Source organism: Trinickia mobilis (assembly GCF_017315705.1).
GTDB classification, from domain to species: Bacteria; Pseudomonadota; Gammaproteobacteria; order Burkholderiales; family Burkholderiaceae; genus Trinickia_A; species Trinickia_A mobilis.
Map to the genome: position 1 here is coordinate 1 of NZ_JAFLRF010000039.1, position 21,805 is coordinate 21,805.

21 protein-coding genes are annotated in these 21,805 nt (G+C 64.2%); 8 read left to right on the forward strand and 13 right to left on the reverse strand.

Features of this window, described 5'->3' with window-relative positions:
• From J3489_RS30645 to flhD, 6 genes are all read right to left on the reverse strand, one after another.
• A partial coding sequence (locus J3489_RS30645) for an Hpt domain-containing protein (RefSeq protein ID WP_207004575.1) occupies positions 1-930 on the reverse strand: 930 nt, incomplete at its 3' end.
• Between the two features lie 145 nt (positions 931-1,075).
• Positions 1,076-1,441, reverse strand: coding sequence for a response regulator (locus tag J3489_RS30650; protein ID WP_207004576.1), 366 nt, complete (start codon positions 1,439-1,441; stop codon positions 1,076-1,078).
• Between the two features lie 54 nt (positions 1,442-1,495).
• On the reverse strand, positions 1,496-2,500 hold the full coding sequence (gene motB, locus J3489_RS30655; RefSeq protein WP_207004577.1) for a flagellar motor protein MotB: 1,005 nt from the start codon (positions 2,498-2,500) through the stop codon (positions 1,496-1,498).
• Between the two features lie 163 nt (positions 2,501-2,663).
• Complete coding sequence (motA, locus tag J3489_RS30660) at positions 2,664-3,524, reverse strand: flagellar motor stator protein MotA (protein WP_207004578.1); 861 nt, start codon at positions 3,522-3,524, stop codon at positions 2,664-2,666.
• Positions 3,525-3,797: 273 nt separating this feature from the next.
• Positions 3,798-4,352, reverse strand: coding sequence for a flagellar transcriptional regulator FlhC (gene flhC / locus J3489_RS30665; RefSeq protein ID WP_207004579.1), 555 nt, complete (start codon positions 4,350-4,352; stop codon positions 3,798-3,800).
• Positions 4,353-4,598: 246 nt separating this feature from the next.
• On the reverse strand, positions 4,599-4,919 hold the full coding sequence (gene flhD, locus J3489_RS30670) for a flagellar transcriptional regulator FlhD (RefSeq protein WP_207004580.1): 321 nt from the start codon (positions 4,917-4,919) through the stop codon (positions 4,599-4,601).
• Between the two features lie 696 nt (positions 4,920-5,615).
• On the opposite strand from flhD, the gene J3489_RS30675 reads away from it, so the two are divergent.
• Positions 5,616-6,680: a glycosyltransferase family 4 protein gene (locus J3489_RS30675; RefSeq protein WP_207004581.1), complete on the forward strand. Its 1,065-nt coding sequence runs from the start codon at positions 5,616-5,618 to the stop codon at positions 6,678-6,680.
• Positions 6,681-7,104: 424 nt separating this feature from the next.
• Here the strand turns inward: J3489_RS30675 and J3489_RS30680 are convergent, their stop codons facing one another.
• Positions 7,105-7,404, reverse strand: coding sequence for an H-NS histone family protein (locus J3489_RS30680; protein WP_207004582.1), 300 nt, complete (start codon positions 7,402-7,404; stop codon positions 7,105-7,107).
• Positions 7,405-7,781: 377 nt separating this feature from the next.
• On the opposite strand from J3489_RS30680, the gene J3489_RS30685 reads away from it, so the two are divergent.
• Positions 7,782-8,501 (forward strand): histidine phosphatase family protein, encoded by a 720-nt coding sequence (locus J3489_RS30685; RefSeq protein ID WP_207004583.1) that lies wholly within the window; start codon positions 7,782-7,784, stop codon positions 8,499-8,501.
• Positions 8,502-8,596: 95 nt separating this feature from the next.
• Here J3489_RS30685 and J3489_RS30690 read toward each other — a convergent pair whose 3' ends face one another.
• Together J3489_RS30690 and J3489_RS30695 are read right to left on the reverse strand one after the other, a co-directional pair.
• The gene (locus tag J3489_RS30690) at positions 8,597-9,418 is read right to left on the reverse strand and encodes a Cof-type HAD-IIB family hydrolase (protein ID WP_207004584.1); all 822 of its coding nucleotides are present in this window, start codon (positions 9,416-9,418) and stop codon (positions 8,597-8,599) included.
• Between the two features lie 101 nt (positions 9,419-9,519).
• Positions 9,520-10,413: a glucosamine kinase nucleotide-binding domain-containing protein gene (locus tag J3489_RS30695; protein ID WP_207004585.1), complete on the reverse strand. Its 894-nt coding sequence runs from the start codon at positions 10,411-10,413 to the stop codon at positions 9,520-9,522.
• Between the two features lie 159 nt (positions 10,414-10,572).
• Here J3489_RS30695 and J3489_RS30700 point away from each other — a divergent pair, with 159 nt between their 5' ends.
• Together J3489_RS30700 and J3489_RS30705 are read left to right on the forward strand one after the other, a co-directional pair.
• Positions 10,573-11,178, forward strand: coding sequence for a DNA-3-methyladenine glycosylase I (locus tag J3489_RS30700; RefSeq protein ID WP_207004586.1), 606 nt, complete (start codon positions 10,573-10,575; stop codon positions 11,176-11,178).
• A 342-nt stretch (positions 11,179-11,520) separates the two neighbouring features.
• Positions 11,521-11,949: a hypothetical protein gene (locus J3489_RS30705; protein ID WP_207004587.1), complete on the forward strand. Its 429-nt coding sequence runs from the start codon at positions 11,521-11,523 to the stop codon at positions 11,947-11,949.
• A 192-nt stretch (positions 11,950-12,141) separates the two neighbouring features.
• On the opposite strand, the gene rpsU is transcribed toward J3489_RS30705, so the two are convergent.
• From rpsU to J3489_RS30720, 3 genes are all read right to left on the reverse strand, one after another.
• Positions 12,142-12,354, reverse strand: coding sequence for a 30S ribosomal protein S21 (rpsU, locus tag J3489_RS30710; protein ID WP_006050883.1), 213 nt, complete (start codon positions 12,352-12,354; stop codon positions 12,142-12,144).
• A gap of 381 nt (positions 12,355-12,735) precedes the next feature.
• Positions 12,736-13,677 carry an aldo/keto reductase gene (locus tag J3489_RS30715; protein ID WP_207004588.1) on the reverse strand — a complete coding sequence of 314 codons (942 nt, stop codon included), beginning with the start codon at positions 13,675-13,677 and terminating at the stop codon, positions 12,736-12,738.
• Positions 13,678-13,839: 162 nt separating this feature from the next.
• Positions 13,840-15,735: a tetratricopeptide repeat-containing glycosyltransferase family protein gene (locus tag J3489_RS30720; RefSeq protein WP_207004589.1), complete on the reverse strand. Its 1,896-nt coding sequence runs from the start codon at positions 15,733-15,735 to the stop codon at positions 13,840-13,842.
• A gap of 478 nt (positions 15,736-16,213) precedes the next feature.
• Between J3489_RS30720 and J3489_RS30725 the strand changes: the two genes are divergently transcribed.
• Positions 16,214-18,394, forward strand: coding sequence for a flagellin N-terminal helical domain-containing protein (locus J3489_RS30725; protein ID WP_207004590.1), 2,181 nt, complete (start codon positions 16,214-16,216; stop codon positions 18,392-18,394).
• Positions 18,395-18,470: 76 nt separating this feature from the next.
• Here J3489_RS30725 and J3489_RS30730 read toward each other — a convergent pair whose 3' ends face one another.
• A complete protein-coding gene (locus J3489_RS30730) occupies positions 18,471-18,716 on the reverse strand; it encodes a hypothetical protein (RefSeq protein ID WP_207004591.1) in 246 nt (81 codons plus the stop codon).
• Here J3489_RS30730 and fliD point away from each other — a divergent pair.
• The 3 genes from fliD to J3489_RS30745 are packed head-to-tail and all read left to right on the forward strand — an operon-like array spanning position 18,682 to position 21,756.
• Positions 18,682-20,931, forward strand: coding sequence for a flagellar filament capping protein FliD (gene fliD, locus J3489_RS30735; protein WP_207004592.1), 2,250 nt, complete (start codon positions 18,682-18,684; stop codon positions 20,929-20,931). The genes J3489_RS30730 and fliD overlap by 35 nt on opposite strands.
• Positions 20,932-20,966: 35 nt before the next feature.
• Complete coding sequence (gene fliS, locus J3489_RS30740; RefSeq protein ID WP_207004593.1) at positions 20,967-21,401, forward strand: flagellar export chaperone FliS; 435 nt, start codon at positions 20,967-20,969, stop codon at positions 21,399-21,401.
• Between the two features lie 7 nt (positions 21,402-21,408).
• A complete protein-coding gene (locus J3489_RS30745) occupies positions 21,409-21,756 on the forward strand; it encodes a flagellar protein FliT (RefSeq protein ID WP_207004594.1) in 348 nt (115 codons plus the stop codon).
• Positions 21,757-21,805: the final 49 nt, after the last annotated feature.

A 21,805-nucleotide genomic window follows, 5' to 3' on the forward strand; every position in this document is an offset into this window, starting at 1 on the left:
CGCAGGCGCTGCGGCTTGAACCGGCGGCGCGGGCGGCGCAGCGGCGCTCGCCGCTGCGGCCGGCACCGCGCTCCCTGCTTCCGGCTGCGCCTCCTCCCCGGAGGGCGCGGTGCCGCGGCCGATCGCGATCTGGCTGTCGTCGATCACGAAGCAGCACACGGCAGTGATGTCGTCGGAGGACACATCGGTCTCGAGATACAGCGTCAGCTCGCTGCCGCTCTTCACCGTTCCGACGATCTGCCCCAGGTTCCCCAACTCTTCGGTCAGCAGTTCCTGGTCCTTCTCCCCCACCCCCCGTAGCGTAATTTTCAGGTGAGGTCCTGCTCCGGCAGCCGCTGCATCCGCTCCGGCCGCGGCCGGCGCCGACGCGCTCGCGCGATTGGCCGGCGTGTGCCCGACTTCCTGCTCGGCCTGCGCGACGACGTGCTCGGGCGGCGTCACGCCGCCGCTCGCGGCAGCAGGCGCCGGTGCCGGTGCCGGCGCGGCTTCCGTGCGCGCCGAAGGTGCCGGTGCAGGCGCTGCGGGTGCCGCCGCTTCGCTGCTTTCCGCATTCAGGCGTTCGAGCTTCGCGCACACCGCGGCGGCGGCCGCCGCATCGGGCTCGGCGCTCGCGCGGTACGCGGTGAGCTGATCGGCGAGCACGTCCTTGGTTTCGAGGAACGTGTCGACCATGTCCTTGCGCAGCGTGATCTCGTTGTTGCGCGCGCGGTCGAGCAGCGATTCGAGGATGTGCGTCGTTTCCGTGAGCGCGGTAAAGCCGAAGGTCGCCGCGCCGCCCTTGATCGAGTGCGCCGCGCGGAAAATCGCAGCGAGGTCCTCGGGGTCCGGCGCACCGATATCCAGGTTGAGCAGCAACTGCTCCATTTGCGCGAGCAGTTCGTCCGCTTCATCGAAAAACGTCTGATAGAACTGTGTGATGTCAAGAGTCATGCTGGGTCACCGCGAGGGGTCGTGTCCTTGGCTGCTGCTGCGCTTTGCAAATCTGCTGGGTCGTCAAATTTCGCGCGTCCATGCGCGGGCTTGACTTTCGCTTACGTTCCGTTCCTTACGTCGGGCCCTGCCTGTCGTGCTGCCGCTACGCGCCGAGCGTCGCGACCAGCTCGGTCAGCGTCTCCGGGTCGAGCGGCTTTTCGATCCAGCCCGTCGCGCCCGCCGCGCGCGCCGCGTCCTTGAACGCCTCGCCGTCCTCGGTCGTGAGCAAGAGGATCGGCGTCTCCACATAGGCCGGATTCGCGCGCAGCGCGGCGATCACATCGAGCCCGCTGCGCTTGGGCATGTATTGGTCCGTCAGCACGAGATCGAACGCGTGCGCGAGCGCGTTTTCGAGCCCTTCCTCGCCGTCGGCGGCGACCGTCACGCTGTAGCCCGCCTCGGTCAGCGTCGCGGAAAGGATCTCGCGCATCGAGGCCGAATCGTCGATCGCCAGAATGTTCCTGATCATGAATTCCTCACGGCGCCTGACGGGCGCGTTGGACCGGCGCGAACGGCACGCCGCTCATGGCTTGGCCGGCACGGTCACGGGTCGAGGGGCCACGGCGGGCGCCGGCGCGAGCGTGCTGCCGAGGGCCTTGGCGCCCGCGGCGTCGTCCGACAGCGTCGTCGTGGAGGTGTCGTCGCGCATCAGCGCGTCTTCCGATTTCTTGTTCAGCACGATGATGCTGATACGCCGGTTCTCCGGATCGAGCGGATCGGCCTTGTTCAGGTTTTGCGAGGAGGCAAGTCCGATCACGCGCAGCACTTTGTCTTCGTCCATGCCGCCCGCGATCAGCTCGCGGCGCGAGGCGTTCGCGCGATCCGCCGACAGCTCCCAGTTGCTGTAGCCCTTTTCGCCGCCGGCATACGGCACAGCGTCGGTGTGGCCTTGCACGACGATGCGGTTCGGCACGTCGTTCAGCGTCTGGCCGATCGCGCGCAGGATGTCGCGCATGTAGGGTTCGACGTCGTCGCTCGCGGTCGCGAACATCGGCCGCTTTTGCGTATCGACGATTTCGATGCGCAGGCCGGTCAGCGTCGAGTCGACGCGGATCTGCTGCTTGAACTGGCGCAGCACGGGGTTCGCCTCGATCGCGGCCATCAGCTTGATCTGCAGATCGTGCAGGCGCACCTGCTCGCGGCGTTCGAGCGAGCCTTGCTGCGGGTTGATCGCCTCGTCGTCGCTCTTGGCAGCGGTGTGCGTCGCGTTGGTGGTGTCGCCGTCGCTGCGGCGCGTGACGCCGTCCCTGTCGGTCGAGATGTCGCGGCCGCCGCCCTTGACGATGCTCGAATCCTCGGCGCTGCGGTCGCCGCCGAAGAGCGCCGCCTTGAGCGGCTGCTGGAAGTATTCGGCGATGCCCTTCAACTGCACGGGCGTGACCGAGCTCAGGAGCCACATCAACAGGAAGAACGCCATCATCGCGGTCATGAAGTCCGCGTACGCGAGCTTCCACGCGCCGCCGTGGTGCCCCTTCTTCGGGGCCATCACCCGCTTGACGACGATGGCGCGCTCTTTTCCTTTGTTCATGGCCGATTCCCCGTTGTCATGACGCCTCCCGCCGGGCCGCCCCAAGGGAGGCGTCAGCCCCCTCGGGGGGAGCTTTGCATGGGACCGGAGTAAGCGCTAAAGCGCCAACTCCGGTCGACAGCGAACAATAGTGAGCGTGGGGGTAGTTCATAGCCGCGCTCGCTTACTTGGCCTTCACGCGGCGCACGTGCTCTTCGAGCTCGGCGAACGACGGACGCTCGGTCGAGAAGAGCACCTTGCGGCCGAACTCGACCGCGATCGCCGGCGCGTAGCCGTTCAGGCTCGCGAGAATCGTGACCTTGATGCACTGGAACATCTTGGTCGACTCGGCCACGCGCTGTTCGGCGAGGCTCGAGAGCGGACCGATCAGACCGTAGGAAAGGAGAATGCCGAGGAAGGTGCCGACGAGCGCTTCCGCGATCATCGCGCCCAGCACGGCGGGCGGCTTGTCGGCGGAGGCCATCGTGTGCACGACGCCCATCACCGCCGCGACGATGCCGAACGCCGGCATCGCGTCGCCGACGCGGCTCAAAGCGTGCGCGGGGCCTTCGCCTTCGGCGTGGTGCGTCTCGATCTCCTCGTCCATGAGGCTTTCGATTTCGAACGCGTTCATGTTGCCGCCGACCATGAGGCGCAAATAGTCGGTCAGGAATTCGACGATGTGCTTGTCGGCGAGGATCTTCGGATACTGGGTGAAGATCGGGCTCTTCTCGGGATCGTCGATGTCGGCTTCGAGCGTGAGCGTGCCTTCCTTGCGCGCCTTCGCAAGCAAAACGTAAAGGAGCGCCATCAGCTCCATATAGACGTCCTTGTTGTACTTCGAGCCCTTGAACAGGGTCGGCAGCACGCGCACCGTCGCCTTGATGACCTTGACCCCGTTGCCCAGGACGAACGCGCCCACGCCGGCTCCGCAGATCATCAGAATTTCGGTCGGCTGAATCAGCGCACCCAGATGGCCGCCTGCCAGCGCATAACCGCCGAAGACGGACAACAGCGTCACGAATGTTCCAACGAAAATCAGCACTGCCGGGCCCTCACAAAAAGCGACGGGGAGACCGTCGTTAATTGGTTTACGGCACGCAGGACAAAAACTTTGAGGGGAAAAGCGGACACGCGGGTCGTGTAAACCACGAGCCACCGGATTGGGCCGGGGCGCGGCATGGCCCCCGGAGCGCGGGGGCGCTCGGCGACGGCGCCCGATCGCCTCGGCACGGACGGCGTGGGCCGCCGGCAAGCGCGCGGCTTACGGCGCCTTACGGTGCCGGCGAAGCGACGTCATCGTGCCATCAAGCAGCCCTCAAGCAGCCATCTCGACCATGTCGGCCTTCGGCGTGCCGGCCTTCTTCGTCTTGCCGGCCCGCGACGGCGGCTGGCACAAACCGCAGACGAAGCCGTGCTGCGGGTCGTGCGCGTGCGCGACAAACTGCCCGCCGCAGCGCGTGCAGGCCGTCATCTGCAGCATCCCCGAATCGAAGAAGCGCACGAGCGTCCAGGCGCGCGTGAGGCTAAGAAGCGGCTCCTCGGCGTGCAGTCGAACGTGCTCCAGGTAAAGCCGGTAGCTCTTCACGATCGACTGGATCGTCTCGCAGCCGCCGTACTCCACCATGAACCGGTACGTGTTGTAAAACAGGGACGAATGGATGTTCGGCTGCCAAGTCATGAACCAGTCCGTCGAGAACGGCAGCATGCCCTTCGGCGGCGAAACGCCTTTCAGTTCCTTGTACAGCTTGATGAGCCGGTCTCGCGACAGGCTGGTTTCTGCTTCGAGCAATTGCAAACGTGCGCCAAGCTCGATCAGCTCGATCGCCAAGGTGATTTCCTTGACTTCGAGCACCACGCTCTTTGTAGCCATCCGCGTTGTGTCCTGCGTTCTTGACTGCTTGTTTTGCCCCGTGGCGGCATTACCCCTTAGCGGCACGGCCGCCAAGCGGCATGCGTGCTGTATGGCTAGGGCACTGGCGCGCTGTCGGTGCGCGCCGGGCCGCCCCAAGCGCACTGACACGCCCCCTCGGGGGCAGTGTGTCGATCCGGAGTTAGCGCTTTAGCGCTTACTCCGGTCCCATGCAAAGCAAGCAGTGAGCATGGGGGCCGTTTCATTTCAGCCAATGGCTTCGGCCGGCTGGCTCGCCATCAGGATGGCAGAATGCGCCTGTGCGACGGCGTTGGTTTTGCCCTTGTCGGCAAGAGAAGACAGGACGGCGTGGTCATCGAACCGGAAACGGCACAGCACTTGATTCGATGCGGCGAGTTTGACGGTTTGTGCGAGCGAGAGATTGGCGAGCACGTCCGCAAGTTGGCTGTTGATTCCCATGCGGAACATGCCCATCGCCTTGTCTTCGCGCAACAGACGCTGCGCGAGCAATAGATAGGACAGGTTGACTTCTTTGATCTCGCTGAGCATTTCGCTTTTGGCGCTCATGATTCCCCCGGGTCGATCTAACTAGCTGGTCAGGCTTACGGAAACGTTTGCTCGACCGCGCATAAAAAAGCCGCACGGAAAGCCCGTTTATGGTCCTGCCTGCATTGTCTCGGAAGGCGCAAGGAGCGGAAATCGGACGGACACCCCGTCTATTCGACGGAAAAGTCTATAAAACGTGTAGGAATTTTTCTGACAAGAACGACGCATCGGCGATTGATGCGTGTCGTATTGAGCGGCCTGGTAATGGCGTGAAAAAGGAGACGTAAAGTATTTGCCGAAATTATAGAGAGATTTCACGACGCCGCAACAAATGCCCCGGCGGCACACCTTCCCTTTCCTTTCTTTATTGAATTCGGCTCGACCGGGGCGCTCGCCAAACCCATGCGGCCCGATTTCTGCTTAGTCGAGCGGGCACGGAGATCGAACTTGCGTTTTTCACGGCAAAAACGGGCGCGTCAAGCCGACCGCAAGGAACGCGCCGGTGTTTCGGCCTGTAACAAGCGGCAAGTGTTTGAAAAATCGCTCGAATCCGTGCGCTCGATCCCGATAATGGTCTTCCAGGGACCGCGAGACCCATCGTCGGCCATCCTCTGCCGGGCTGCGCAACCAGCGCGATCCGGCTCGCCGGGCCGGGCCCCCGCCACCCCAGGCGGGCAACACCCGGCCCGCGAAGTTCTTGAACAAGGAGAGTTACGCATGCGAATCGCCCAAATTGCGCCGCTTTACGAGGCCGTACCCCCGAAGCTCTACGGCGGCACTGAGCGCGTCGTGTCCTATCTCACAGAAGCGCTCGTCGACCTCGGCCACGACGTCACGCTCTTCGCAAGCGGCGACTCCGTCACCTCGGCAAACCTCGAAGCGGCATGGCCGCGCGCGCTGCGGCTCGATCCGTCGATCCGCGACCTGCTCGCGCCGCACATGCTGCTGCTCGAAAAGGTGCGCCGCGTCGCGCACGAGTTCGACGTGCTGCACTTTCACCTCGACTACCTGCCGTTCTCGCTCTTTTCCGGGCTCGACACGCCGTTCGTCACGACGCTGCACGGGCGGCTCGACCTGCCCGAGCTGCAGCCGATGTTCGACACCTTCACCGATGCGCCGGTCGTGTCGATCTCCGATTCGCAGCGCCTGCCTTTGCAGCAGGCCAATTGGCTCGACACGATTTATCACGGCCTGCCGGAAGGGCTCTTGACCCCGCAGCCGCAGAAAAAGCCCGAATACCTCGCGTTCCTGGGACGCATCTGTCCGGAAAAGCGCGTCGATACGGCCATCAGGATCGCCGCGCTGAGCGGTCTGCCGCTGAAGATCGCCGCCAAGGTGGACAAAGTCGACCAGGAATACTTCAAGACCGAGATCGAGCCGCTGCTGTCGCAGGCGCACGTCGAATTCATTGGTGAAATCAACGAAGCGCAAAAGCCCGAATTCCTTTCGGGCGCGAAGGCGCTGCTGTTCCCGATCGACTGGTCCGAGCCCTTCGGCCTCGTCATGATCGAATCGATGGCGTGCGGGACGCCCGTCATCGCGTTCAACCGCGGCTCGGTGCCCGAGGTGATCGACCACGGCGTGACCGGCTACATCGTCGAAGACGTGCAGGGCGCCGTCGCCGCGCTGCAGCGGCTCGACGAACTGTCGCGCAGCGAGATCCGCGCGCAGTTCGAGAGGCGCTTTAGCGCCAAGACGATGGCGCAGAATTATATCGACGGCTATACGGCGCTCGTCCAGCGCGCACGGCGCCCCGTCCTGCGTCGAGTGGCCGCAGGCTGAGCGATCTGCTGAAGAATGGAAATGGCCGGCGGCGCTTCGTCTTGAAGCGCCGCCGGTCGCATTTTAGGCGTCGCGCGGCTCGGCGAGCCGCCGTCGATAAACCCGTCGGCAAGCCCGCGAGCGCGAGCACGGATAACCGCAATTCATTCGCCGGCTGCGTTGCATGGGACCCGAGTAAGTGCGCTGCATGGGGCTGGAGTCAGTGCTGAAGCACTGACTCCAGCCGACAGCTGAAGCGCTAACTCGGGTCGACCGCTCTGCATGGGACCCGAGTAAGCGCTGAAGCGCTAACTCGGGTCGACAAGCAATTGCCGATAAACGCCTATTTTCGTGTCGGCGCGCATAGCCCCGATGCGCCAGTCGATTTAGGTTTTAGCCGCGGCGATCCGCCTACCTTCAATTCGCTTTCGATTCAGCCATCGACTCATTGTTGAATCAGGAAGCGATCCCGATTCTTTCCGACGATCCATTTAGGCGGCTTGCCCCGGCCGCTCCAGGTATTCCCTGATTTCGGGTCCTGGTATTTCGGCGGCAACGGCGCCTTCTTCGGCGGACGGCCTCGGCGAGCGGCTTCGGCAAAGCCCAGATCATGCGCCGAAAGACCATATTCGGTGATCTTCTGGCGGATTTCAGCGATCACGTTTCCGACTTCAGTGCGCCGGGCTTCATCAGCCTGGGCCTGCAACTTGGCGATTTGCGCCTTCAGATCCGCGTATTGAGACATGTTGGCCTCCTTGTTATGTACACGTCATTTGCCCCGAGACTAGTCGTAAAGAACGCAATAAGCAATGCGCAATTTACCCAGTCTTACCACAATTCATCTGATAATAAATAAACTTCGTTACAGCACTGCGGATAGCCCCTTATTGGGAAATTATCAGATCGATCTCAATGTTATTTAACAATCGCGGACTGCCGCGCAGACAAAATGGCGATAACGACCTGTCAATGCGGATTGCCGAATGGCGCTAATTGTACTCGCATGCACCGCCAACTCATTAGGATACCGTATCGGTGAGATTAGCCGACCACGGTTTTGAGCCGGGTTTGGCGCGCTGCTAGAATCGTCCGACTTCGCATGGCTCACCAAGGTGGTTACCAATGAAACGCTCGCGTCGATATATCAAGGGTCTACTATGCGCCGGCATCGCTTTGTGCGCCGGCACGCTCGCTCCGGCCGCGACAGCCAAGGAGGCCGCCGGAAGCGAGATCGAAACGCTCGTATTCGTGCGGCACGGGGAGAAACCCGCGGGAGGCTATGGACAGCTCGACTGCCAGGGCCTGAACCGCGCGCTCGCATTGCCCGCGGTGATCGCCGCGAAATTCGGCAAGCCGGACGCGATTTTTGCGCCGGACCCAAGCGAGAAAAAGAAAGACGGCGGCCACCTGTATTACTACGTTCGTCCGCTCGCGACCATCGAGCCTACGGCGATTCAATTCGGCATGCCTGTTCAGACGCCGTATGGCTTGTCCCAGATCGACAAGCTGGAACGCACGCTCGTCGTACCCGCCTATCGCGGCAAGCTCGTGGTGATTGCGTGGGAGCACAAGCTGATCGAAAAACTCGTGCGCGACGTGCTGGCGGCCCACGGCGGCAACGCGAGCGACGTCCCGCATTGGGCAAGCGCCGATTTCGACAGCATTTATATCGTGAAGCTCGACTGGCAGAACGGCACGCCCCACGCGAGCTTCAAGCACGAGCAGCAAGGGCTCGACGGACGTTCTACGGACTGCCCGTGCGCAGCGCTGCCTGCTGAGGCGTCGGATGCGGCATCGAGTGCGGGGGCGGCCGCGGCGCCGGCGGCGGCTGCGTCGAATTGATGCTGGGAATTGGCGTCGCTCCGATTGACTCTTGCGACACGCGGGCTAATGCAACAACCGGCATCGAATAACGAAGAATGGCCCGGCGCCAAGCGCTACGACGCGATCTCATCCTCCATCGAGAACAGCTTGCGCAACTGATGCGCAACGCCGGCTTCGAAATTATTGCCGATGCGCGGTACTTGCGGCAAACGCGCGATCAGATCCGGATTGGCGTTATTCATCATGAACGGGTGGCCGGCGGTTTCGAGCAGATCGATGTCGTTCATGTTGTCGCCGAACGCGACGCATTTCGAGGCATCGGCGCCGAGCCGCTCGAGCACGAGTTGCAGCGCGCGCCCCTTCGAGACGTTCGACGTCATCACTTCGAGGCAATCGGGCAGCGAGTAAGTGACGTAGAGCGCATCGCCGAATTCGCGCTCGAGGTTTGCCGCCACGTGCGCGAGATCGTCCGGCTCGCCGATGTAGAGCACCTTGGCGATATCGGCACCGTCGTGCGCCAGCGTATCGATCACCTCGTAACGGAACCCCGAATCCTGGTGAAACGCCAGTAGCTCGGGCGCGTCGCGATCGATCAGCCACGCCTTGTCGGCAAACAGATTGACGATGATGCGGCCATGCGCGCCGGCGATCTCCGGCTGCACCAGTCGGCGCACTGTCGCAGGAGGGAGATCCTGCGCGTGGATCATCGTGTCGTCGGGCGCGTGCACACGTGCGCCGTTCGACGTAATCAAATGCGGGCGAATGCCGAGGATGTCGCGAATGCCGGCGACGTCGCAGTAGTGGCGCCCCGTCGCGATCACGAAATGCACGCCGTCGCCCGCGAGCTTGCGGACCGTCGCTACTGTGAACGGGTCGAGCTGATGATCGCTGTTGAGCAGGGTTCCGTCGAGATCGGTGGCGATGACTTTGTACATGACTAGGCGAGGGTGGCTGCGGCAAAAGTCCTATTTTATCGCCGCTTGGTCCGACGGCCGGATGACACCCTGTCATCGCGCAACCCTGCCCACATGTTCGCTTATGGCTTGGCGGCCCGCGCGGCGCGCGCCGCTTCGCGCTGGGCAAGCCGCAGCGCCCCATGTGCCGAGTCCGATAGCGGCGCCCGCAGCCGCGCCCGGTGCGACGGCGGCACGAACGGCGCCAACGGTCCGGCGAGCCCGCCGCACAGCGCGACGGGCAACTGCGCGGCCGGATCGAGCGCGTCGATCATATTCGCGATGTCCGCGCCGGCCTGCGCGAGCAAACCGGCGGCAAAAGGATGCGCCCGGTGCTCGAGCACGAGCGGCGCAAGGGTAGCGTAGGCGGTTTGATTCGCGGCGCAGAGCCAGACGACGAGGCTGTCGCGATCGTGCGCGCCGGTGCGGGCGAGCAACGCCTGCGAGAACGCGTCCGGCTGCGTTCGGCCATCGAGCGAGCGCTGAGCGTGGACGACGGCGCGCATGCCGAGCCAGGCGCCGCTCGCCTCGTCGCCCGACGGAAACCCATAGCCGCCGGCGATGCGGCAGACGCCCGCCGCATCGAGCGCCGCCGCGACGCTGCCGGTGCCGAGCGCGACGATGACGCCGGGCGCGCCGTCATGCGCGCCGACCAGCGTCGTGTACGCATCGCTCTCGATCACCAGCGCCGCCAGCTTGGGCGCTTGCGCGATGAACGCCGCGAGCCAGTCGCGATTGTTCACGCCGGCAAGCCCGCAGGCGAGCGCGCAGCGCGACCAGTCGAGCGCGACGCCCGCGCGCTCGAACGCCTGCGCAACGGCGGCTTCGATCGATTGCCACGCGCGCTCCACCCCGAGGCCGAGCCCCGACGAGCCTCCCGTGCCCAGCGCCAGTTCGACGCCGCGCGCGTCGGCCAGCACGACGCGCGTACCCGTGCCGCCGCCGTCGACGCCGATCAGAAATTCATGCTTGTCCATCGTCCATCCGTTTGTAGAAAACTTCGAGTGCGAGGTTATCTGCTTCGCCGCCGCGCGCCAATCGGCCGAACGGCCTAGTTGTTGCGCAAAGCCGATACGCTATCCTTGGCGCAAGACTCTCGGCGCAAACCAAAACGGAAATCAAAACGAGGCACGCAAATGACGGAGCAGACACACCGCTGCCACTGGGTGAAAAGCGAAGCGGACCAGCAGTATCACGACACCGAGTGGGGCCTGCCCTCGCGCGATGACCGGCACCTGTTCGAAATGCTCGTGCTGGAAGGCGCGCAGGCCGGGTTGTCATGGTCGACGATTCTCAACAAGCGGGAAGGGTACCGGCGCGCTTTCGCGAACTTCGATGCCGATGCCGTAGCCCGCTTCACGCCGAAGAAGGTCGAAGCACTCATGCAGGACACGGGCATCGTGCGCAACCGGGCGAAGATCGAAGCCGCCATCCTCAACGCGCGCGCGGTCCAGCAGATTCGCGCCGAGCACGGCTCGCTCGCGAACTTCATCTGGTCGTTCGTCGACGGCGTGCCGATTCAGAACCGTCATGCGTCATATAAGGACGCGCCGGCCTCGACCGAAATCTCCGACGCGCTCAGCAAGGCGCTCAAGAAGCACGGCTGCAAGTTCGTCGGCTCGACGATCTGCTACGCGTTCATGCAGGCGGTGGGGATGGTGAACGATCACGAAGTCGACTGCATCTGCCATGACCGGTGCGCGGCGCTCGGCAAAAAGGGGCGCAAGCGCACCAGCGCGTAAGCCGCGCTGGCGGGTCCACGAAGCTCGCGCCGCGGCGTGGTCCTCGCACCCTCGCCGCCCACCGGCGACGTCCCGACTCGTCTGCGTTTTCGCAACACTCGCCGCGACGAGCACAGCCGCTAGGGAAAGTCCTGAAACGCAGCCGCCCCACCGGGCTCAAGGCGGCGGCAAACCTTGCCGGGTAAGGTTCAACGCGGGTTCGCCCGGTGCGGTGCGTTGCCGAGTGCGGTCAAAATTGCGAACTCGTCTAGAAAATGTCTTCGTTTTTACCGATCGAAGCGTTATACCCGCACGTATAAGACAACGAACGGCCGCCGCACTTTCGCGCAAGCCGCCAGAACCATGAAAAACCTGAATTTCCTGACGCACCAGGCGTTGTTCGACCATGCCGTGGACCATCTTTTCGGCCAAGGTCGCGCCGCGCTGCTTCCGCGAGGCGGTGGAGCGTATCGGGGCTATTGCGGCGGCTGCCCGGTCGGCAGTCTCATTAAGCCGCAGGACTACGTGACCGCGATGGAAGGCGTGCCGGTGCGTTACATCGGCAAGCGCCCTGGCGAAGTGCCGGCGTATATGGATGCCGGAGTCGCCGCGCTCAAGAAGGCGCTGCTCAGGGCGCGCGTCAATATCTTCGACCCGGCGACGGTGGACCTCCTCAGTTGCCTGCAAAACGTCCACGACGCGTTCGGCACGTGGGAGTGGCAGGAAAGGCTGACATCGATCGCTCGTCAATTCGGCCTGTCGGCCGAGCACATCAAGCAGCACGCCGCCTGAGATCCAACCTGGCACGGGCTGGGCAAGTCGCGCCGGGGAACCGCGATCCGATGTGCAGACCCAAAGCTACGCCCCAAACTCACGCCCGTAATGCCACGCCCCCCAAACGCAACGGCGGTGTGGCTTCTTTCGAAGCACACACCGCCGTTCTTGCTGCTTTTCGTGCAGCTTTGAGCCGCGCGGCCTGGAAGCTTAGTGGAGCTTCTTCGGCAGCATTTGGCTGCGCAGACGCTTGTGCAGGCGCTTCACGGCTGCTGCCTTCTTGCGCTTGCGGGCCGTCGTCGGCTTTTCGTAGGACTGGCGCTCACGCAGCTCGGCGATCAGGCCATTTTTTTCGATTGCGCGGCGGAAGCGGCGGATCGCCACTTCGAACGGCTCGTTTTCTTTCAAAAGAATCGTGGTCATGTAATTCCTAAGTCGCTTGATACGGTCAAAATGCGTGGCGGCAAGCCACTCACGCGCCGGCACTCCGGTCGTTCCCCAAACTGGCGAAACGAGAGGCAATCGGCCACGGAGGCCGGAAAAGAGAGTTGGGGAGTTTCCCGCGAACGCCCGCCCAGCAAGCTTGCTGGCGCGCTTTTCCGTTGTTTTGGGCCGCTTTCGCGGCGCGCTTGCAACAGATTCGCGCTTGACACGTGCGACCGCCAGACCCTAGCCAAGACACGCGACACAAATTACAGAAGGGTACGCGGCGGCTGGAATGACGGAAATCTCAATTCAGCCCGCGATCATAACAGCTATACGCTGCCTTCGCCAGCCCCTTCGTCCGCCTTTTGACATTTACGTTCAAGCACTTGCGTTATCGAGCGTGCGGATATCGGCGTCCGTAAGCATCAGGTGGACCGCGGCGGCAAGGCTCTTGACCTGTTCGACCGAGGTCGCGCTCGCAATCGGCGCCGTCACGCTGGGCCGGGCGATCAGCCACGCGAGCGCGACCGCCGCCGGGGTCGCGTCGCGGCGCTGGGCGACTTCGTCGAGCGCGTTCAGGATCAGAAAGCCGCGCTCGTTCAGATAGCGCTCGACGCGCGAGCCGCGCGCCCGGTTCGCGAGATCCGCGCGCGAGCGGTATTTACCCGTCAGAAAGCCGCTCGCGAGCCCGTAGTAAGGCACGACGCCCAGCCGCTCGGCCACGGCGACCGGCTCGAGGTCCGTCTCGTAGACCGCGCGCTCGTACAGGTTGTACTCCGGCTGCAGCAACAGATATTTAGGCAGGTCGTAGCGCTGCGCCAGGTCGAGCGCTTCCAGCACGCGCGCGCCGCTGTAGTTCGACGCCCCGATCACCCGCACTTTGCCCGCCTCGATCAGTTGCTGATAGGCGCCGAGCGTTTCGGCGAGCGGTACGTCCGGATCGTCCTCGTGCGAAAAGTAAACGTCGATGTAATCGGTCTGCAATCTGCGCAACGAATCTTCCACAGCCGCCTGAATGTTCCCTGCCGACAGCCCCTTGCGCCTTGGATGCTTGCCCACTTTGGTCGAGAGTACGAGGCGGTCGCGCTTGCCGTGCTTCGCGAGCCACTTGCCGATGATCGTCTCCGATTCGCCGCCCTGGTTGCCGGGCATCCACGCGGAGTACACGTCGGCGGTGTCGATGAAGTTCAGGCCGGCGTCGGCGAACGCATCGAGAATCGAGAACGACGTGGCTTCATCGACCGTCCAGCCGATTACGTTGCCGCCGAACACCAGCGGCGCGACTTGCAGATCCGAGCTGCCGACTCTTCGCGTGTGCACGGCTTTCCTCACGATGCGCGATGTCAGGCAAAGAAGGATACACCGCTCGACGCGCGGATGCTGCTGGCGGGCCTATTCGTATTCGCCATGTCCCCACGCCGGCACGCCGAGCCGGGAGGGCCAGCCGCCGACGCCCGCTGTCGTCGGAGACAACGCCGCGCATCAGCCCCTGTGCGTCTGCGCTTCCCCGGCGACGCGTGCTTGCAATTGGCCGCACACCTGCTCGATCACCCCCGGCCAGTCATGTGCGACAGCCTGACGGAAAAGGCGTGCAGTCGGATACCAGGGTGTGTCGGCACGGTCATGCATCCAGCGCCAATCCGGATAGTGCGGCAGCAGGATCCACGCTGGCCGCGCCAGCGCACCAGCCAGATGGGCGATGGAAGTATCGACGGAGATGACGAGATCGAGTTGCTCGAGCAGCGCCGCCGTATCGGCAAAGTCTGCCAGTTGCGCGCCGAAGGAGACGATGCGGGGGTGCCGCTCGAGCGCCGCTCGGTCCGCTTCGCGGATCTCCGGCTGCGGGATCACCCAATCGATGCCCGGCAGGTCGAAACAGGCCTCGAACGCCGCGAGCGGTATCGAGCGCAGCGCATCGTTCTTGAAATGCGGATTGCCGGCGCACGCAAGGCCAACCCGCAAATGCCCCGCCGTGCATCGGGCCGCGACGCGCTCGCGCCACTGCGCCCGTCGCGCATCGGGCGCGCGCAGGTACTTCGTCTGCAGAGGAATGGTGTCGGGCGCCGTACGGAAGATGCGCGGCAGGCTCAGCAGCAGGCATTGATAGTCGCCATCCGGCCTTGCGTCGCCGCGCGCAACGATCTCGACATTCCAGTCCCGGGCCACCTCTTCGAACAGCGGCCGCAACGGAGCCTGAACCTCGACGATCACCCGCTGCGCCAGCTCCGCCACTTGCGGCGCATAGCGGGCGAACTGGATCGTGTCGCCGAGGCCCTGTTCGGCGAGCAGCAGGATGGTCTTGCCGCCGAGCGGCTCTTCGCCGGACCAGCACGACGGCAGCGTTTCGAGCAGCCGCTGCCCCTCGCGCCTGCCGTAGGCGCGCCAGCCGCCCGCAAAGTCACCGCGACGCAACAGCACACCTGCCTCGTCGAGCCAGGCTTCGTCCCAGTCCGTGCGGACGCGGCGAGCCGCCTGAAGACAGGCAAGCGCCGCGTCGTCCGCGCGCATCATCGCCAGTGCATTCCCCATGTAGCGCAGAGCCGCCGGGCTATCCGGCCGGAGCTCGAGCGCGCGCTCGAGCCACGGCAGCGCGTCCGCCGGCCGGCCTCCTTTGCCGAATGCCAGCCCGATCGACTCGCAGATCGCCGACATCGAAACGGCGTGAGCGGGCAGGCACGAACAGCCCGCCGGGGCCGCAGCATTCCCGCCCTGCTCCACGGCGACCACGCCCTTCCCGTTGCGCTCCGACAGTTCAAGTGCCCGCGACAAGTTCTGCAACGCGGCCATCGGACGGCCGAGCTCGATGAACATCACGCCGATGCCGTAGTGCGCCCATGCGAGCGACGGATCGAGCATGGCCGCGCGCTGATACGCCGCGAGCGCGTCAGGCAGGCGGCGCAGCGCGGCCAGTGCGTCGCCATGCGCGGCATGGGTGCACGCGTCGCCGGCATCGCCCGCGATCGCGGCCTCTGCTTGCGCCAACGCCTCCTGCGGCGCATCGAGCGCGAGAAGCGTGCGCGAAAAGGCGAGATGGAGCCGCGGCCGTGCCGGGAGATCGTCGTTGCCATGGGCATCGGCGGCCGCGTCGGCTCCCAGCGCGGCTTCGAACTGAGCACGCGCCGCGCCGTGCTCGCCGGCCGCCGACAGCGAAAGCGCGAGTCGCGCCCGCAGGCCGGGCAATGCGGGCGCGGCGATGAGCGCAGCCTTCAAAAGCGTGGCGGCGTCCGCATGGCGGCATTGCGCATCCAGAACCGCCGCAAGCCGCCTCAATGCGGGCGCGCTTGCACGGGCCTCGGCGCAGGCGTCGCCATTCAGCCCGGCCGGAACGCCGGGACAGGTTTGAAAAAGCAGGGTCGACATGACCGTAATGAAAGACATTTGCAAATGGACGCGGTCATTCTGAATCAGATGGTGAGGCAGCAAAGGGCGGAATAACGGCCAAAAAACCGGTCAACCTTCGAGTCGATTCATTGCCGCGCCTTGACGCAGCCATCGCATGCGGCAAAAACGGCTGATTCGCCCGGCGAGGCGAGAAGGAAAGCTCGACGGCCAACCGGCCGGCATGGCGCGGCAGACTGATTCCGGATCTGCGGCCTCGCCACCGCCGGCGAGCCGCTGCGAGCGGACGCCGGTGATGCTGACCGGCCGCCCGCTGCGCCGACCGGCGGCGCGCGAGGCTCGCGCGCTTCCCGAGGAAGGGGGAGCGCGCGTGGTGCGGCAAAAACTGTTGGTCTAAAGATTTCCGATGCCAATCCGATAACCCACCTAACGACGGCAAATGGACATCGCGGTGCACGGCCGTACGTTACGGCGAATTTGCCGGCTTGCGCCAACCATCGAATAAAGGAGTAATTGAATGACTACGGTTATCAATACCAATATTGCGTCGCAAATTGCGCAGAATTACTTGCAAGCCAATCAACAGGCGGTGACCAATGCGATCACCCAGCTGTCGTCGGGCTTGGCAATCAACAGCGCCGCGGACAACCCCGCCGGCCTGGCGATCGCCACCACGCTGCAAGCGCAGATCAACGGCCAGACCGTTGCGCAGCAGAACGCCAACAACGGCATCTCGCTCGCGCAAACGGGTGAAAGTGCCCTGACCCAAATTACGAACAACCTGCAGACGATCCGTCAGCTCGCCGTTCAGGCATCGAACGCGTCGAACTCGCCTGCGAACCGCGCGTCGCTGAACCAGGAAGTCCAGCAGTCGCTCGCGCAGATCAACACGATCGCTGCGACGACGACCTTCAACGGCCAGGCGCTCCTCGACGGCGCGTTCGGCGCGCAAAACTTCCAGATCGGCGCCAACGCCGGCCAGACCATTGCGGTGAACCTGAGCCAAGGCGCGCAGACGTCGCAAATCGGCCAGACCTCGAGCACGACGTTCTCGCTGCAAGGCACCAACGGCGTGCTGACGACGGAAGCGCTCAATATCTCGGTGGGCGGCTCCGCAGCCGTCACGATCGGCAACGCCGTCGCGGGTTCGACGCAAGCGCAGGCCACCAACAGCGCCTATGCCGCCGCCGCCGCGGTCAACGCCTCGAACATTTCGGGCCTGACGGCGACCGCCAATAACACGCAGAACTTCACGTTCACGACGGTCACCAATTCGAGCACGACGACGGCTCAGAACTACAATCTGACCATCAACGGCACGAACATCTTCGGTACGACCGGCGACCAGCTCAACGTCGGTCAGTCGATCACCTCGTCGACGCTGGTCAACGCAATCAACGCACAATCGACCACGACCGGCGTCACGGCGTCGCTCGGCTCGAACGGCACGACCATCACGCTGAACGCGGCTGACGGCAGCAACATCCTCGCCACGCAAAGTTCGTCGGCTGCAAATGCTGCCGCGAACACGCTTGCCGGCGGTCTTGACAACACCTCCGCCGCAAATGGCAGTGGTTCGCTCGGGGCGCTCGTCTCGGCCGGTAACTTCCAATCGACGTCGAACGTCCTGCAAGGCAAAGTCACGCTGTCGTCGGCCAGCTCGATCCAGCTCTCGGGTGCGGCGGCAACCGATATCGCCAGCCAGTCGGTGAACTCCACCAACGGCGCAGACTCGCTGCTGTCCACCCAGACGATCACGTCGACGAGCGCATTCAATGCCGGCACGAGCGGCGGCACGATCGGCTTCTACGTCGGCGCGACGGCCAATGCGATCAACATCGGGGCGACCAGCACTGACACGGCAACCACGATCGCAAACAAGATCAACACGAACGGCCTGCTCCAGCAAGCTGGCATCACCGCGAGCGTCAATGCTCAGGGCAATCTCGTGGTGAACAATACCTCGGGACAATCGCTTGCCGTCACCGACACGCCTGCGAACGCCGGCAACGGCTTCAAATCCGGCATCGACAATGCACAAGTCGTGGCCAGCTCGAGCGCGTTCAACCACGGCACGAACGGCGGTACGCTGTCGTTCACCTTGAACGGCCAGAACGTCACCTTCACGGCGACGAGCGGCGATTCCATCGCTACGTTCGTCAACAATATCAACGGCGCGCAGAAGGTCGCTGGGATCACGGCCGTCAACAACGGCGGCGACCTCGAACTGATCAACACGTCCGGCTATTCGATCACGGCCCCCGCCGACGCCCAAACGGGCACTGGGACGGCCTTCGCCACGGGCATTGTGGCGGCGAACGCGACGCCGGTTGGCACGTTCGAGACGCCGACCGTCGCGACGACGTACACGGCCGCCCAGTCGGGCGCGCTGGCGAGCGTCGACGTGCTGACGGTGGCGGACGCGCAGCATACGATCCAAAGCGTCGATTCCGCACTCAGCCAGATCAGCACGCTGCAAGGCCAGCTCGGCGCGGTGCAGAACCGTTTCACGTCGATCATCTCGAACCTGACGGCGTCGGTGCAGAACGCTACGTCGACGCAGTCGTCGATCGAGGACACGAACTACGCGTCGGCAACGTCGGCGCTGTCGCGTGCCCAGGTGCTGTCGCAAGCCGCACAGGCGATGGTTGCGCAAGCGAACGCGTTGCCGCAGCAGGTTCTGAAGCTGCTCCAGTAAGGCACAATGGCAGTCCGGCAGTAACCCTGTAGCACACGGCCGGCGCGTGAGCGCCGGCCGGTTTTGGAGGCGGCGCTCACGCGACGCATTCGCGCCGCCTCCAAAACCGACGCACCACCGGCGCGCCGCGCCACCCCCAAAGGCACAGGCTACCCATGTCCACCCCGATTTCTGCGACCGGCAGCACGGCAACGACCGCCACCACGGGCACCAGCACCGCCTCGACCACGAGCAGCACATCCTCGACGCCGTCCGCGTCGTCGATCATCTCGTCGGCCGCGCTCGGCATGGGCACCACGGTGCCGATCAGCCAAGTGCTCACGGGCCTGATGCAGGTCGAGAGCATTCCGCTCACTCAGCTGCAAAACCAGGTGACCGGCGTGCAAACCGAGATCTCGGCGTACGGCCAGCTGAACTCGGCACTCTCGACATTCCAACAGTCGCTCTGGACGCTCACGCAGCCGACCGAGTTCAGCTCGTACACGGCCACGTCGAGCAATACGGCTGCACTGACCGCGAGCGCAGTCATCGGCGTGCAGGCCGGCACCTACACGGTCAACACGACGCAGCTGGCGCAGGCGCAATCGCTCGCCACGGCCGGCCAGGCGAGCCTGAACACGAGCCTTGCGTCGGGCAGCGGAAACTCGACGGTCACCTTCGCGTTCGGCACGCAAAGCGGCGGGACCTTCACGCCGAACGCGGCGCAACCGGGCGGCAGCATCACGATCAACAGCAGCAACAACACACTGGCCGGGCTGCGCGACGCGATCAACAATGCCAGCCTCGGCGTCACGGCGACGATCGTCAACGACGGCGGCACCTCCCCATACCACCTTGTGCTGACCTCGAACCAGACCGGTGCGAACGAGAGCATGCAGATTTCGGTGCAGGGCGATTCCGGTATTGCTTCCGTGCTTGCCTACCCGCCGGGTACAGGCGGCAGCATCACGCAGACCGTTGCGGCACAGAATGCCAACCTGACCGTCAACGGACTTTCGCTCACCAGTTCGACGAATTCGGTTGCCACCGCGGTGCCCGGCCTGACGCTGAACCTCCAGCAGACCGGAACGTCGACGGTCACGGTAGCCGCCAACACGAGTTCGGTCCAGACCGACATCGACAACTTCGTGTCGGCCTACAACACGCTGCACGGCACGCTCGGCCAACTGACCGCCTACAATCCGGGCGGCACGAACGGCCCGCTGATCGGCGACCCCACCACGACGCAGATCCAGAACCAACTGCAATCGGCGCTTGCCAACGGCTTGACCGGCACGGGGAACGGCTACTCGTCACTGGCTGCAGTCGGGATCTCGCTCAACAACGACGGCTCGCTGTCGGTCAACGATACGACGCTGTCGCAAGCCCTGAAGAGCAACCCGAGCCAGTTCAGCGCGCTGTTCGGCACGGCCGGCTCGGCGACGAACAGCAACGTCACGTACCTGGTCGGCGGCGCCAACACTCAGCCGGGCTCGTACGCCGTCAACATCACGCAGGCCGCGACGAACGGCACGTTCGCAGGCTCGTCGACGCCGACCTACGACACGGCGACCGGTTCGATTGCGCTCAGCGGCTCAACCACCATTGCGCCCGGCACCAGCTTGACGGTGACGATCAACGGCACGCCGACCACCGTCAACCTGACGGCCAACACCTACACCACGCCGGCCGCCCTTGCGACGCAACTGCAAACGGACTTCAGCAGCGCCGGCGTGACTGCCACCGTTACGCAGAACAACGGCGTGCTGAGCGTGACGCCGCCTGCCGGTCAGACGATCTCGATCGCGAACGGCACGAGCAACGGCGCAACGCAGCTGTTCGGCGGCAGCGTAAGCAACAACTCGACAACGATTCCGGCGGGCGGGATACCGCTCTCGGTGACGGTGGACGGGACCCCGGCCAACATCACGGTGCCCGCGGGCATCTACACATCGGCGCAACTGGCGACGGCATTGCAGACTGCCGTCAACACCAACAGCACACTGCAGCAGGCTGGCGCGTCGGTGAATGTGACGCAAACCAACGGCATCCTCACCATCGCCTCTGCGAGCTACGGGTCGAATTCGTCGGTCATGGTATCCGGTACTGGCGCCGCGCAACTGTTCGGCAGTTCGGCCACCGCCGCCACGGGGTTCAATGTGGCCGGAACGATCGGCGGCTATGCGGCGACCGGCAATGGCCAAGTCCTGACGATGGGCAACAGCGGCCCGGCGGCCGGGCTGCAGATCCAGGTGACCGGCACCGGCACCGGCGCACTCGGCAGCATCCGTTACTCGCAAGGCTACGCATCGCTGATCAACTCGATCGTGACAAGCGCGACAAACCCGACGAGCGGCGCGATCGCCAATGCGACGAACACGTTGAACACACAGGTTTCCGCGCTGCAAAACCAGGAAACCAATTTGCAGAGCTATATCTCGCAGGTGCGGCAGCAATATGTCACGCAGTTCTCCACGCTAAACGCGACGGTAGTGCAACTGCAATCGACTTCAACCTTCCTGCAGCTGATATTCAACCCCCCGACGTCGGCCGCCTGACGGCGGGCGCAAGGGCATAAAGGACGGGAGCACTCGTGTATTCGACCGGAAAATTCGGCGCTAGCAGCTACGAGCGCATTGGCATCGAGAGCAGCGTACTCGGCGCGAGCCCGCATGAGCTCATCGCCCTGCTGTTCGCAGGGGCGCGTCGCGCGGTCCGCATGAGCCGCATGCATATGCAAAGCGGCAACGTAGCCGAGAAAGGCAAGTTGATATCGCATGCCATCATGCTCATTGGCGGCGGCCTGCAGCAAGGGCTCAATCTCGAGAAAGGCGGTGAACTCGCACGTCGCCTCGACGGGCTCTACGAATATATGAAGCGTCGTCTGCTCGAAGCCAATCTGCGCAACGACCCGGCGCTGCTCGACGAAGTCGACAATCTGCTCGGCACGATAGAGGAAGGGTGGATCGGCATTCAAAATCAAGTCACCGGTGCGGCCTCGCCGGCCCGCGTGTCGACTGCGGGGTGACGGCAATATGGATGCACCTGCCACGCTTGATCAGTTGTTCCAGCGCTATGAGATCATCGCGCACCTGTCAGGCAACATGTTGAAGGCGGCACGGCAAGACGACTGGGATGCCGTCATCGCGTTGCAACAGAAATATTCCGCCGTCGTCGATACGCTTCGGCCGGTGCATGGCCGCTTCTCGTTCGACGCGTCACAGCAGGCACGTCAACAAGCGCTGCTTCGCTGCATTCTTACGGACGAGGCGGAAGTGCGCGAGCGCGCGGCGCCTCGGCTCGCGTTCCTGTCCGCGCTTATTGCCAGCGACCGGCAAACCCTGGCTCTTCAGAAGACCTACGGAGTGCCGCTGCGCGGTTGAGCCAGGCACCGGGGCTCGGGCATCCAGCCCTTCATGACGACCGTTCGAT

Excerpts from the sequence above, each read along its gene's own strand:
- J3489_RS30680 (WP_207004582.1), bottom strand. The coding sequence starts at position 7,404 with ATGTCTCAATACGCGGATCTGAAGGCGCAAATCGCCAAGTTGCAGGCC.
- J3489_RS30705 (WP_207004587.1), top strand. The coding sequence starts at position 11,521 with ATGAAAAACCTGAATTTCCTGACGCACCAGGCGTTGTTCGACCATGCC.
- J3489_RS30725 (WP_207004590.1), top strand. The coding sequence starts at position 16,214 with ATGACTACGGTTATCAATACCAATATTGCGTCGCAAATTGCGCAGAAT.
- J3489_RS30650 (WP_207004576.1), bottom strand. The coding sequence starts at position 1,441 with ATGATCAGGAACATTCTGGCGATCGACGATTCGGCCTCGATGCGCGAG.
- J3489_RS30675 (WP_207004581.1), top strand. The coding sequence starts at position 5,616 with ATGCGAATCGCCCAAATTGCGCCGCTTTACGAGGCCGTACCCCCGAAG.
- J3489_RS30745 (WP_207004594.1), top strand. The coding sequence starts at position 21,409 with ATGGATGCACCTGCCACGCTTGATCAGTTGTTCCAGCGCTATGAGATC.
- J3489_RS30685 (WP_207004583.1), top strand. The coding sequence starts at position 7,782 with ATGAAACGCTCGCGTCGATATATCAAGGGTCTACTATGCGCCGGCATC.
- flhC (WP_207004579.1), bottom strand. The coding sequence starts at position 4,352 with ATGGCTACAAAGAGCGTGGTGCTCGAAGTCAAGGAAATCACCTTGGCG.
- fliD (WP_207004592.1), top strand. The coding sequence starts at position 18,682 with ATGGGCACCACGGTGCCGATCAGCCAAGTGCTCACGGGCCTGATGCAG.
- motB (WP_207004577.1), bottom strand. The coding sequence starts at position 2,500 with ATGAACAAAGGAAAAGAGCGCGCCATCGTCGTCAAGCGGGTGATGGCC.
- rpsU (WP_006050883.1), bottom strand. The coding sequence starts at position 12,354 with ATGACCACGATTCTTTTGAAAGAAAACGAGCCGTTCGAAGTGGCGATC.
- J3489_RS30690 (WP_207004584.1), bottom strand. The coding sequence starts at position 9,418 with ATGTACAAAGTCATCGCCACCGATCTCGACGGAACCCTGCTCAACAGC.
- J3489_RS30720 (WP_207004589.1), bottom strand. The coding sequence starts at position 15,735 with ATGTCTTTCATTACGGTCATGTCGACCCTGCTTTTTCAAACCTGTCCC.
- J3489_RS30695 (WP_207004585.1), bottom strand. The coding sequence starts at position 10,413 with ATGGACAAGCATGAATTTCTGATCGGCGTCGACGGCGGCGGCACGGGT.
- J3489_RS30700 (WP_207004586.1), top strand. The coding sequence starts at position 10,573 with ATGACGGAGCAGACACACCGCTGCCACTGGGTGAAAAGCGAAGCGGAC.
- flhD (WP_207004580.1), bottom strand. The coding sequence starts at position 4,919 with ATGAGCGCCAAAAGCGAAATGCTCAGCGAGATCAAAGAAGTCAACCTG.